General features: G+C 72.8%; 12 protein-coding genes. 7 read left to right on the top strand and 5 right to left on the bottom strand.

The genetic code is table 11. The annotated features are described in order from the left end of the window. Window positions 1-57: 57 nt before the first annotated feature. Window positions 58-1,254, bottom strand: coding sequence for an NAD(P)/FAD-dependent oxidoreductase (locus tag H0H10_RS26990; protein WP_188183725.1), 1,197 nt, complete (start codon window positions 1,252-1,254; stop codon window positions 58-60). Between the two features lie 201 nt (window positions 1,255-1,455). Between H0H10_RS26990 and ctaD the strand changes: the two genes are divergently transcribed. Further along, complete coding sequence (ctaD, locus tag H0H10_RS26995; RefSeq protein WP_188183726.1) at window positions 1,456-3,126, top strand: aa3-type cytochrome oxidase subunit I; 1,671 nt, start codon at window positions 1,456-1,458, stop codon at window positions 3,124-3,126. Continuing rightward, window positions 3,123-3,587 (top strand): aa3-type cytochrome oxidase subunit IV, encoded by a 465-nt coding sequence (gene ctaF, locus H0H10_RS27000; protein WP_188183727.1) that lies wholly within the window; start codon window positions 3,123-3,125, stop codon window positions 3,585-3,587. The genes ctaD and ctaF overlap by 4 nt, the downstream gene beginning before the upstream one ends. Here ctaF and qcrB read toward each other — a convergent pair. The 4 genes from qcrB to H0H10_RS27020 form a co-directional block, all read right to left on the bottom strand. Next, window positions 3,509-5,128, bottom strand: coding sequence for a cytochrome bc1 complex cytochrome b subunit (qcrB, locus tag H0H10_RS27005; protein ID WP_188183728.1), 1,620 nt, complete (start codon window positions 5,126-5,128; stop codon window positions 3,509-3,511). The two genes, ctaF and qcrB, sit on opposite strands and share 79 nt — an antisense overlap. 33 nt (window positions 5,129-5,161) lie before the next feature. Then, complete coding sequence (locus tag H0H10_RS27010; RefSeq protein WP_188183729.1) at window positions 5,162-5,515, bottom strand: DUF8129 domain-containing protein; 354 nt, start codon at window positions 5,513-5,515, stop codon at window positions 5,162-5,164. 87 nt (window positions 5,516-5,602) lie between these two features. After that, complete coding sequence (locus H0H10_RS27015) at window positions 5,603-5,959, bottom strand: DUF6479 family protein (protein ID WP_188183730.1); 357 nt, start codon at window positions 5,957-5,959, stop codon at window positions 5,603-5,605. A 37-nt stretch (window positions 5,960-5,996) separates the two neighbouring features. Continuing rightward, on the bottom strand, window positions 5,997-6,401 hold the full coding sequence (locus H0H10_RS27020; protein ID WP_188183731.1) for a ChaB family protein: 405 nt from the start codon (window positions 6,399-6,401) through the stop codon (window positions 5,997-5,999). A gap of 136 nt (window positions 6,402-6,537) precedes the next feature. On the opposite strand from H0H10_RS27020, the gene H0H10_RS27025 reads away from it, so the two are divergent. The 5 genes from H0H10_RS27025 to H0H10_RS27045 all read left to right on the top strand — a co-directional run bounded on the left by H0H10_RS27025 (window position 6,538) and on the right by H0H10_RS27045 (window position 12,127). After that, entirely contained in the window at window positions 6,538-6,912 is a 375-nt protein-coding gene (locus H0H10_RS27025) for a four-helix bundle copper-binding protein (RefSeq protein ID WP_188183732.1), read from the top strand. A gap of 65 nt (window positions 6,913-6,977) precedes the next feature. After that, entirely contained in the window at window positions 6,978-7,835 is an 858-nt protein-coding gene (locus tag H0H10_RS27030) for an oxygenase MpaB family protein (RefSeq protein WP_188183733.1), read from the top strand. Window positions 7,836-7,896: 61 nt separating this feature from the next. Next, a complete protein-coding gene (locus tag H0H10_RS27035) occupies window positions 7,897-10,179 on the top strand; it encodes a serine/threonine-protein kinase (RefSeq protein ID WP_188183734.1) in 2,283 nt (760 codons plus the stop codon). A 98-nt stretch (window positions 10,180-10,277) separates the two neighbouring features. Then, complete coding sequence (locus tag H0H10_RS27040) at window positions 10,278-11,846, top strand: phytoene desaturase family protein (protein WP_188183735.1); 1,569 nt, start codon at window positions 10,278-10,280, stop codon at window positions 11,844-11,846. A gap of 89 nt (window positions 11,847-11,935) precedes the next feature. Continuing rightward, on the top strand, window positions 11,936-12,127 hold the full coding sequence (locus H0H10_RS27045) for a DUF2795 domain-containing protein (RefSeq protein ID WP_188183736.1): 192 nt from the start codon (window positions 11,936-11,938) through the stop codon (window positions 12,125-12,127). Window position 12,128 lies beyond the last annotated feature (1 nt).

A 12,128-nucleotide genomic window follows, 5' to 3' on the forward strand; every position in this document is an offset into this window, starting at 1 on the left:
GGTCACTCCGACCGGTCACTCCGACCGGCCACTCCGACCGGCCGTCAGGCCGTCCGCTCAGGCCGTCCGCTCGGCGGCGGCCGACGCCTCGGCGCGCCCGCCCCGCAGCAGTTCGCGGCGCTTGCCGCCCTTGGGCCAGGAGTGCGAACCGGGCTTGCGTGCTTCGTCCGTCAGATGCTTGACGCTGAAGTTGCAGGAGATCTCCTTGAGCTTGGCGCCCGCGCGGCCGCCGACGTAGAGCCTCATCGCGGTGTCATCCTTGTGGGCGAGCTGGAAGACGGCGGCGCCACGCCCCAGGCTGACGCACATGGCGGGGAACGACAGGTCGACGGGCGCGGGCCGCTCGCCCACGATGCGGTGGAGCACCGTGTCGGCCGCGTGGGCGCCCAGACAGCCCGCGGCATACGCGCTCATCCGGAACGGCAGCCCGGACGGCGCCGCCGAGTCCCCGGCCGCGACGACGCGTTCGTCGTCCACGCTGGTCAGCGTCTCGTCGGTGAGCAGCCGCCCCGCCGCGTCCGTGCTCATCCCGCTCTGCGCGGCCAGATCCGGCACACCGAAGCCGGCGGTCCAGACGGTGAGCTCGCTCGGCAGCTCGCGGCCGTCGGCGAGGCGCACGGCGTCGCGGGTCACGGCCGTGACCTTCGTGCCGGGGCCGTCGAGCACGGTCAGTCCGAGCCCGGCGAGCCGCCCGGCGGCCGTGCGCCGAGCCCGGGGGTGCAGGTAGGGGACGAGATCACCGCCGCACACCAGGGTCACCCGGCGGCCCCGCTCCGCCAGCTCGGCGGCGGTCTCGACGCCGGTGGGCCCGCCTCCGACGACCGTCACCGGCGCCGACGCGGGGAGGGCGTCCAGGGCCGACCGCACCCGCTGCGCCGCCTCCAGGGTGGCGATCGGGTACGCGAACTCGGCCGCCCCGGGCACGCGGAGCTCGGCGCTGCCGCTGCCCACCGCGTAGACCAGGTAGTCGTAGCCGATCGTGTCCTCGCTCGCCAGCTCGACCTCGCGCCCGGGCGCGTCGATCCGTGTCACGCTCCCGGTCACCAGACGTACGCCCCCGGCCAGGACCTCCCGGTAGTCGACGACCGCGTCATGGGATCCGCCCACCAGCTGGTGGAGGCGGAGCCGCGGGACGAAGGCCGGGCGAGGGTTGATCAGGGTCACGGTCACGTCGTGGCGCTGCGTCAGCCGGTTCGCGGCCATCACGCCGGCGTATCCGCCGCCGATCACGACAACCTCGGTGTTCTCGCTCATGGTGTCTCCTCCGTCTCGGGGGTTCGAGCACGAGACACCGGGCGGACGATCGCTGTGACAGTGTGTGAGGCAGATCACTTCACGAGCATCGGAGCGGGCACGCCCGGCCGGGGTACCGCGCCGGGGCGCACGGGGGCCGCCGCCCGGATGCGCGGCGTGGCCGTACGACTGGCGGCTTCGGGCGTGGGTACCCTCCGGCGCATGGCGGTGGACAGGAGGACCGGGCCGCCGCACCGGACACCGGCGCGGACGAACCGCACGCTCGGACGTGTGCTGGTGCGGTGGGCGACGACGACCGATCACAAGGTGATCGGCAACCTCTACATGACGACCTCCTTCTCCTTCTTCCTCCTCGGCGGCGCACTCGCCCTGATGATGCGCGCCGAACTCGCCCGGCCCGGACTGCAACTGTTCACCAGTCACCAGTACAACCAGCTCTTCACCGTGCACGGCACGGTCATGATGCTGCTGTTCGCGACGCCGCTGTTCGCCGGGTTCGCCAACGCCATCATGCCCCTGCAGATCGGTTCCCCCGACGTCGCCTTCCCCCGGCTCAACGCCCTGTCGTACTGGCTGTACCTGTTCGGCGGGCTGATGGTGGTGGCGGGGTTCCTCAGCCCCCAGGGGGCGGCCGCCTTCGGCTGGTTCGCCTACGCACCGCTCAACAGCGCCGTCTTCAGCCCCGGGGCGGGCGGTGACCTGTGGACCATGGGGCTGGTGGTGACCGGCGTGTCCACCACGCTCGGCGCCGTCAACTTCATCACCACCATCCTGTGCCTGCGCGCCCCCGGCATGACCATGTTCCGGATGCCGATCTTCACCTGGAACGTGCTGTTCACGTCGATCCTGGTACTGCCCGCCTTCCCCGTGCTCACCGCCGCGCTGCTCGCCCTGGAGGCCGACCGGAAGTTCGGCGCGCACATCTTCGACGCGCCCAGCGGCGGGGCCCTGCTGTGGCAGCACCTGTTCTGGTTCTTCGGACACCCCGAGGTCTACATCGTCGCGCTGCCGTTCTTCGGCATCGTCTCCGAGATCATCCCCGTGTTCAGCCGCAAGCCGATCTTCGGTTACCTCAGCCTGATCGGCGCCACCATCGCCATCACCATGCTGTCCGCCGTGGTGTGGGCCCACCACATGTTCGCCACCGGTGCCGTGCTGCTGCCCTTCTTCTCGCTGATGTCGTTCCTCATCGCGGTGCCGACGGGAGTGAAGTTCTTCAACTGGATCGGCACGATGATCCGGGGCTCCCTGTCCTTCGAGACGCCCATGCTGTGGTCGTGCGGCTTCCTGGTGACGTTCCTGCTCGGCGGCATGAGCGGCGTCCTCATCGCCTCACCGCCCCTGGACTTCCACCTCACGGACTCCTACTTCATCGTCGCCCACCTGCACTACGTGCTGTTCGGCACGGTCGTCTTCGCCATGTTCGCCGGGTTCTACTTCTGGTGGCCGAAGTTCACCGGCCGCATGCTGGACGAACGTCTCGGGAAGATCCACTTCTGGACGCTCTTCGTCGGCTTCCAGACCACGTTCCTCGTCCAGCACTGGCTCGGCGAGCAGGGCATGCCCCGCCGCTACTCCGACTACCTGGCCGTGGACGGCTTCACGGCGCTGAACACCATCAGCTCCATCGGCGCCTTCCTGCTCGGCCTGTCCACGCTGCCGTTCCTCTACAACGTGTGGCGCACCAGCCGGTACGGCACGCGGGTGGAGCGCGACGACCCCTGGGGCTACGGCCGTTCCCTCGAATGGGCGACCGCCTGCCCGCCGCCGCGCCACAACTTCCACTCGCTGCCCCGGGTCCGCTCCGAGTCCCCGGCGTTCGACCTCCACCACCCCGACATCAGCCGATACGACCAGAGGCACGTGCAGTGAGGACCGAGGCGCGTCTGTTCACCGTTGTGGCGGGGTTCTTCGCCGTCACCGCGATCGGGTACGGCTACTTCTCCGCCGAGCCCGCCGGCACCGCCGTCCTCGCCGTCGCCTTCCTAATGGCGTCGCTCGTCGCGTTCTTCCTGGAGGTGCAGCACCGCAAGCGCGGCCTGCGGGCACAGGACCGGAGCGACGCCGAAGTCGCCGACGGAGCGGGGCCCCTGGAGTTCTTCCCGCCGAGCAGCCACTGGCCGATCACCACCGCGCTCGGCGCCGTCGTCCTCGCGCTCGGCGTCGTCTACGGACTGTGGCTCGCCCTGCTGGGCCTCGGAGTGCTCGCGGGCGGCACCTTCGGCTTGGTCTTCCAGTACGCGGGACGGGGCACTCAGCGCTCCAGTTCGCCCCCCGACGGCTCGGCCTCCTCCGGCTCCTCGGGCTCCTCCGCGCCGACCAGGTCGCCGTAGTACCACTGGCTCAGCGTCGCCCGCAGCCGTGCCACCCGGGGCGCCTCCCCCTCGCCCGCCGCCGGTGCGAGCGGCTCGGGCTGCCGGCCCGTCCGCAGTACGTACCGCGTCTCCTCGTCCAGGGGTTCGTGGCTCTCGGCGTAGCCGCCCGTGAGCGTCTGGCGCACCTCGCCCGTCTCCTCGCCCTCGGCCAGCCGTTCGCGGTCCCTCTCCTGCAGCGCCAGGCAGACCCGCTTGGTCACCATGAAGGCGAGCGGCGGCAGCACCACCAGACAGACACGGAACACCCACGTCAGCAGGTTCAGCGAGATCTCGAAGGTGAAGGCGATGATGTCGTTGCCGCCCGCCGCGGTCAGCACCGCGTAGAACGTGATCGCTGCGACGCCCAGGCCGGTCCGCACGGGCCTGTTCCGCGGCCGGTCGCACAGATGGTGCTCCCGCCGGTCACCCGTCACCCAGCGCTCGAAGAACGGGTACGCGTACAGCACCGCGAACAGGGCGCCCGGCAGCACCACCGCGGGCAGCAGCACGTTCCACATCACCGTGTGCCCGGCCACCACCGTCTCCCACGGCGGCACCAGCCGCAGCGCCCCCTCCAGGAAGCCGACGTACCAGTCCGGCTGCGACCCCGTGGAGACGACGTCCGCGCGATAGGGGCCGTACACCCACACCGGGTTGATCTGCGCCACCGCCGCCAGCACCGCGAGGACACCGAAGACCATGAGGGAGAGTCCGGCCGAACCCGCGATGAACTGCGGGAACATCGGCTTGCCCACGGCGTTGCGGTTGGTGCGGCCCCGGCCGGCCCAGTGGGTGTGCTTCAGATAGAAGACCAGGATCAGATGGACGGTGACGAGCCCGAGCAGCAGCCCGGGAATCAGCAGGATGTGCAGCGAGTACAGCCGCGGGATCAGGTCCTCGCCGGGGAACTCGCCGCCGAACGCGAACATGCTGACGTACGTCCCCACCACCGGGATGGACAGCATGATGCCCTGCGCGATCCGCAGCCCCGTCCCGGACAGCAGGTCGTCGGGCAGCGAGTACCCGGCGAAGCCCTCGGCGAGCGACAGCAGGAACAGCGTCACGCCGATCATCCAGTTGGCCTCCCGCGGCCGGCGGAACGCACCGGTGAAGAAGATGCGCAGCAGATGCACTCCGATGGCCGACAGGAACACCAGGGCGGCCCAGTGGTGCATCTGCCGCATCAGCAGCCCGCCGCGGACGTCGAAGCTGATGTCGACCGTCGAGCGGAACGCCTCCGACATCTGCACCCCGAGCAGCGGCTGGTACGAGCCCTCGTACACGACCTGCTCCATCGACGGATGGAAGAACAGCGTCAGCCACACACCGGTCAGCAGCAGGACGACGAAGCTGTAGAGGGCGATCTCGCCCAGCAGGAACGACCAGTGGTCGGGGAAGGCCTTGCGCAGCAGCGCCCCGCCCTCGGAGACGGGGAGCCGCCGGTCGGCCCAGTCGACCGTGCGTTCGGCCGCGACGCGGGCCCGCGCGCCTGCGCGGGCCCTTCTCCTGTTCAACAGCACGGCGCATGGGTTCCCCGACGCCTGTGCCGGAAACTACTGCGTCCGGTCCCCCTTCGGCTTGCCCCGCTGGTCCGGAGTGCCGTGCGGCGGCGGGCTGAACGGCTGCGGAGAGGTCGCGGGTGAGACGGGGGAACCCGTGCGGCCCTGGGTCTGCTCGGGGCGCAGGGCACCGGGGTCACCGGACGTCGGCTCGGCACCGGACTGCAACTGCTCCAGACGGGCCGCCAGCAGTTCCGTCACCGGCAGGCGGTCGGCGTGCGACCGTTCGTACGCCAGCAGTTCCTCCACCTCCTCAACGCCCAGCGACCGGATACGGCTCTCCAGACCCCCGATCGGCAGATGGTCGTAGTCGGGCAGCGGCAGGGCGTTGTGGGCGGGGTCGGCCATGGTTCTCACTTCCCTCTGTACGGCGGCCTGGACGCGGCGGCCTCGGTGCGCGGTGCCCTTCGGAGGCCGGGGCGGGACGGTTCCGGCTCAGCGGGCGCCGGGCCCGCCGCTGCCGAACGAACCGCTGCTGCCCTCGTCCCAGCGCGGCCGCTCCCGCCCGGGGGCGCTGCGGCTGCCCTGGTGCCTGAGTTCGTGGGGCAGCGCCCGCTCGTCGCTCCTGGGCACCTCCTCGGGTTCCCGGCTCTCGCGGACCTCGCGGACCGGTCCCTCGTCGGGCAGCCGGGGCTGTTCGTCGGGAAGGGGCGGCGCCGGCTCCCGCTTCTTGACGCGGACGCCGTAGGCGAAGGCGCCGATCAGCAGCGCCACGACCACGACACCCGCCACGATCAGCCCCACCCCGGCGGCACCGGGGCTCGCTGCCATCTCCATCCATGCGCTAGTCATGCCGCGCGAGTACCCGCGGGGCACGTCACCAACCTGCTCAACCCGACCGGGACGCTCGCGTCTGCGAACGGTTGGCCTTGCGGATGGCGTCGAGCAGTTCCGCCTTCGACATCCGCGACCGGCCCTCGACGCCGAGCCGTTGCGCGACGCCGTACAGGTGCTCCTTCGAGGCCTGCTCGTCGACGCCCTCGCCGCTGCGGCCGCCCTGCCGGCGGGGCCGGGCGGACTGCGGGTCCGAGGGTCCCTTGCGGCCGCCCTCCTTGCGCTCCCAGTGGTCGCCGACCTTCTCGTACGTGTGCTTGAGCGCCCCGTAGGCCACCCGGTGGGCCCGCTCGCCCTCGCCGTACTCCTCCACGGCCGAGTCGTGGGCCTTGATCCACGTACGCTGGGCGTCCTTCGAGGACCGCTCCAGGGTCGACGGCAGTTCCTGTCGTCCGGGCATCTCGTGCACCTCCGTCCGTCGTCGCTTCCGGGGCGTGGAACGGGTGCCCGGCCACGGGTGCGGAAAACGGCCCGGAACCCTTGGGAACACCGGGCTCCGCGGGTTTGCCGCGGCCGCCGGCGGCAACCCGCGGAGTGTGACATCGACGACTTCCCAACAGGAACTCTTCCGGTTCCTGGAGGACCGCTTCGCATGTGCACAGGCCTGCACCGAGTGTGCGCGGGCCTGTGCGGTGCGCGCGAGCCTCGTGGATCCGGACGGGACCGAGGAGCAGGAACTGGTGCGGCGCAAGGGCGTCATGTGCGCGGAGGTGTGCGACGCGACCTGCCGGGTGCTGTCCGAGCAGAACCAGGTGGACGAGTCCGCGATCCGGGCCCAGCTCGAGTGGTGCCGCCAGGTGTGCCTGGAGACCGCGCACGTCTTCGACGCATGCCCCGGAGCCGAGGACAGCGCGGCGGCCGGCCGCGCCTGCGCCCGGGCCTGCGACGACTTCCTCGCCACCCTGCGCTGAGGCCCTGAGGCCCTGAGGCCCTGACGCACTGCCGGACACGGGCCGTACGGCGTTAACCTGCCCGCATGACGGTGACGCCGACGGGTGACCCGGGCCTGTTCGGCCCCGGCTCCGTGACCTGGCAGGCCCACGCCGACCCCATGATGTGGGTCGCCGGGATCCGCGCGCTGTACCTCCAGGCCCTGCACCCGCGCGCGGTGCGCGGCGTCATGCAGAACTCCGACTTCCGGCGCGACGCCTGGGGCCGGCTGAGGCGCACCGCCGACTTCGTCGGCACCACGACGTACGGCACCACCGAGGCCGCCGAGCGGGCCGGTGCGCGCGTCCGGAAGATCCACCGTATGCTCGGCGCGACGGACCCGGACACGGGGGAGCGGTACGGCGTCGACGAACCCGCGCTGCTGCTGTGGGTGCACTGCGCCGAGATCGACTCCTACCTGCACGTCCTCACCCGCTCCGGGTTCCCGCTCACCGACGCCCAGGCCGACCGCTACATAGCCGAGCACCGGATCAGCGCCCGTCTGGTCGGCCTCGACCCCGATGCCGTACCAGCCGACCGGGCCGGGCTGGCCGCCTACTTCGCCCGGGTGCGGCCCGAGCTGGCCGCGGGGGACGAGGCGCGCGAGGTGGACGCCTTCCTGCTCCGCCCGCCCACGCACCCGCTCCTGGTCCCGGCGCGCGAGCTGCTGTGGCGGCGCGTGGCACATCTGGCGTACGCCTCCCTACCGCGATACGCGCACGAGCTCTACGGCAGACCGGCCCCCGCGCCCGCCACCGTCACCCGGCGACTGCGGGTCACGGGAACCCTGCTGCGGGCGATTCCCGCACGTCTGCGCTGGCAGCTCCCGCCCAAACACGTCCTGCGCGCCATGGCGAGGCTCGGACCGGACGCGCGTCCGGCACCGTACAAACCCGGACGATAAACCGCCATACTGGACGGGCCAGGGGAGGGCGGAGCGGACAGCTACGGGGGCGGGCGCCGAGATGGGGGACAGCACGCTGATCCAGGGCCGGTACCGGTTGCTCGACCGGATCGGGCGCGGCGGCATGGGCGAGGTCTGGCGAGCGCGGGACGAGTCACTGGGGCGGCGCGTCGCCGTGAAGTGCCTCAAGCCGCTGGGCGCGCAGCACGACCAGTCCTTCGGCCGCGTCCTGCGGGAGCGGTTCCGGCGCGAGGCCCGGGTGGCCGCCTCCCTCCAGCACCGCGGGGTGACCGTCGTGCACGACTTCGGGGAGTCCGACGGCGTGCTCTTCCTGGTCATGGAGCTGCTCGACGGCCGCAACCTCAGCCAGCTCCTGGAGGACAACAAACACCACCCGCTGCCGGTCCCCGACGTCGTCGACATCGCCGAACAGGTCGCCGCCGCCCTCGCCTACACCCACGAACAGGGCATCGTGCACCGGGACCTGAAACCCGCGAACATAGTGCGGCTCGCCGACGGCACGGTGAAGATCTGCGACTTCGGCATAGCCCGGCTCGGCCACGACGTCGGGTTCACCGCCCGCCTCACCGGCACCGGCATCGCCATGGGCACCCCGCACTACATGTCACCGGAGCAGATCGGCGGCACCGAGGTCGACCGGCGCAGCGACCTGTACTCGCTGGGCTGCGTGCTCTACGAGATGGCCACCGGCGTACCGCCGTTCGACCTCGACGACGCCTGGGCGATCCTCGTCGGCCACCGCGACACCCCGCCCGAGCCGCCGCGCAGGCACCGTGCCGAGCTGCCCGGGTACCTGGAGCGGATCATCCTGGACCTGCTCGCCAAGCGGCCCGAGCAGCGCCCGGCGGACGCCCGGGAGCTGGGCCGCCGGATCGCCGCGGGCCGGGCGGCGCCGGCGCAGGTGCCGACGGCGGTCGCCGCCGCGCGGCCGGCGCCGCCCGAGCCGGCGGTGCGCAGGCTGCCGTCCTGGACGAAGGGCATCACCACCGGCCACAAGGCGACCGGGACGGGACTGCGGTCCACGCCCCCGGACCCCGCGGCCGGCCTGTCCGGCGAGTGGATCCCACGGCCCGCCCGCGACGAGGACGCGCGGCCCGCCACCGACGCGCGACCCTACCCCGGCGAGCGGCCCGTCACCGACGCGCGACCCGACCCCGGCGAGCGGCCCGATCCGGCACCGGAGGCCGTCACCGCGCTGGCCGGGCGGCACAACGCGGGCCTGAGCCTCGGGCGGCTGGGCCGCTGGACGGAGGCGGGCGAGGTGCACCGCGCGGTGGCCGCCGAACGCGAGCGGCTGCTCGGCCCCGACCACCCCGACACCCTCGCCAGCCGCTACGAGGTCGCCTTCACCCTCAGCCGCACCGGCCGCGCCGCCGACGCGCTGCACGCGTACAAGCGCGTCGCCGAGGCCAGGATCCGCGTGCTCGGCCCCGACCACCCCGACACCCTCGCCACCCGCCAGGAGATGGCCTACGTCCTGGGCCGGCTGGGCCGGTACGCAGACGCCCACCAGGTCTACACGTCGGTCCTCGCGGCCCGGGAACGCACCATGGGCGCCGACCACCCCGAGACCCTGCGCTGCCGCCACAACCTCGCCTTCAACCTCGGCCGGCTCGGCCGCCCCGAGGACGCCCACCGCATGGCCCGCGAGGTGGCCGCCGCCCGCGCCCGGGTGCTCGGACGCGACCATCCCGACACCCTGGTCACCCGCTACGAGGTGGCCTACACGCTCGGCCAGCTCGGCCGCTGGCAGGAGGCGCTGCGGACCTACCAGGAGGTCGCCGAGGCCCGCGAGCGGGCGCTCGGCCCCGACCATCCCGACACCCTCGCCGCGCGCTACGAGACGGGCATCAGCCTGGGCCGGCTCGGCCGCAGCGCCGAGGCGCTGACGCTGTACGGCGAGCTGGTCGAGGACCGCACCCGCGTCCAGGGCCCCGAGCACCCCGAGACCCTGCGCGCCCGGCACGGCCTGGGCGTCAACCTCGGCCGGCTCGGCCGCTGGGAGGAGGCGCTCGGCGAGTCCCGCGAGGTGTGCGCGATCCGCGAGCGCGTCCTCGGCCCCGACCATCCGGACACCCTCGTCAGCCGCCGAGAGGTCGCCGTGGGCCTCGGCTGGCTGGGCCGCTGGGCCGAGGCTCTGGCCGAGTACCGGCAGGTCGCCGACGCCCGCGAGCGCGTCCTCGGCCCCGACCACCCGGACACGCTCGCCAGCCGGGACGACGAGGCGCACTGCCTGGAGCAGCTGGGCCGGGGCGCAGAGGCCGTGGAGCTGTACCGCAGGGCGGCGGTGCTGCGGCGCCAGGGGGCGTCCGGCAGCCGCTGATCCGGGGCACGGACAGACGGGCGGGCGGACAGACGGGCCGACGGGCGGACGGGCAGGCGGACCCTGGCGGAGTGGATCACCGCGTGCTACCAAGAGCCATGACCCCACACCGCGCATCCCGTTCCTACGACGCAGTCGTCGTCGGCGGCGGCCACAACGGTCTGGTCGCCGCCGCCTACCTGGCCCACGCCGGGCGCTCCGTGCTGCTGCTGGAGCGTCTCGGCCACACCGGGGGCGCGGCCGTGTCCACGCGGCCGTTCGCCGGGGTCGACGCGCGGCTGTCGCGGTACTCGTACCTGGTCAGCCTGCTGCCGGGGAAGATCGTGCGGGACCTGGGCCTGGACTTCCGGGTGCGCGGACGCACCGTCTCCTCGTACACGCCCGTCGTGCGGGACGGCCGGCCCACCGGGCTCCTCGTCGGCGGGGACGAGGGGCGGACCCGGGAGTCCTTCGCCCGGCTCACCGGCTCCGACCGGGAGTACGCGGCCTGGCAGCGCTTCTACGGCATGACCGGCCGCGTCGCCCGGCGGGTCTTCCCGACGCTCACCGAACCGCTGCCCACCCGGGACGAGCTGCGCCGCCGCGTCGACGACGAGGAGGCCTGGCGGGCCCTGTTCGAGGAGCCGATCGGCGTCGCCGTCGAGGAGCACTTCGCCGACGACCTGGTGCGGGGCGTGGTCCTCACCGACGCCCTGATCGGCACCTTCGCCGACGCCCACGACCTCTCCCTGAAGCAGAACCGCTGCTTCCTCTACCACGTGATCGGCGGCGGCACCGGAGCCTGGGACGTACCGGTCGGCGGCATGGGCGCCCTCACCGACGCGCTGGCGGACACGGCGCGTGCGGCGGGCGCCGTGCTCGCCACCGGCCACGAGGCGGTGCGCATCGACACCGACGGCCGGACCGCCGAGGTCACCTACCGCACGGCCGACGGCGAGGGCGTCGCCGCCGCGCGGCACGTGCTGGTGAACGCCTCCCCGCGGGAGCTGGCGGCCCTGACCGGCGCGGCTCCGCCCCCGCCCGCCGAGGGCGCCCAGCTCAAGGTGAACATGCTGCTGAAGCGGCTGCCGGCGCTGCGCGACCCGGCCGTTCAGGCGCGCGAGGCGTTCGCCGGGACCTTCCACGTCGCCGAGGGCTACGAGCAGCTGGCCACCGCGTACGCCCGTGCCGCCGGCGGGCAGCCGCCGGCCGCGCCGCCCTCCGAGATCTACTGCCACTCCCTGACCGATCCCACGATCCTCGGCCCGGACCTCGCGGAGCGCGGCATGCACACCCTCACCCTGTTCGGCCTGCACACGCCCGCACGGCTGTTCGCACGGGACAACGACGCCGTACGCGAGGAACTGCTGGCCTCGCCCCTCGCCCAGCTCGACGCCCATCTCGCCGAGCCCCTCGCGGACTGCCTCGCCACCGACGCCGACGGGCGCCCCTGCATCGAGGCGAAGACCCCGCTCGACCTGGAGCGCGACCTGCGGCTGCCCGGCGGCAACATCTTCCACCGCGAGCTGTCCTGGCCCCACGCCCAGGAGGGCACGGGCCGCTGGGGCGTGGAGACCGGGCACGCGAACGTGCTGCTGTGCGGGGCGGGCGCGGTGCGCGGGGGAGGGGTCAGCGGGGTGCCGGGGCACAACGCGGCCATGGCGGTACTGGAGGCGGGCGAGAGCTGAGGGCCTGCATGCGTCGGTGCATGCGGGGTACCGCGACATAACGGAAATTCCGTACATGCACAGCCGACCAGTACGACAAGGAGCCCGTCATGGCCGACCTCAGCCCCATCGACCTGCAGAAGGCCCTCAGCGGCATGGACTACCCGGCGGACAAGAAGGCGCTCGTCGACTGCGCCCGCAAGAACCATGCCGACGACAAGGTCGTGAGCCGACTCGACGGCCTCAAGGAGAACCGCTTCGACGGCCCGAACGAAGTGCAGAAGGCGGTGTTCAACCGGTAGC

The sequence above is a fragment of the Streptomyces griseicoloratus genome, assembly GCF_014534645.1.
GTDB classification, from domain to species: domain Bacteria; phylum Actinomycetota; class Actinomycetes; order Streptomycetales; family Streptomycetaceae; genus Streptomyces; species Streptomyces griseicoloratus.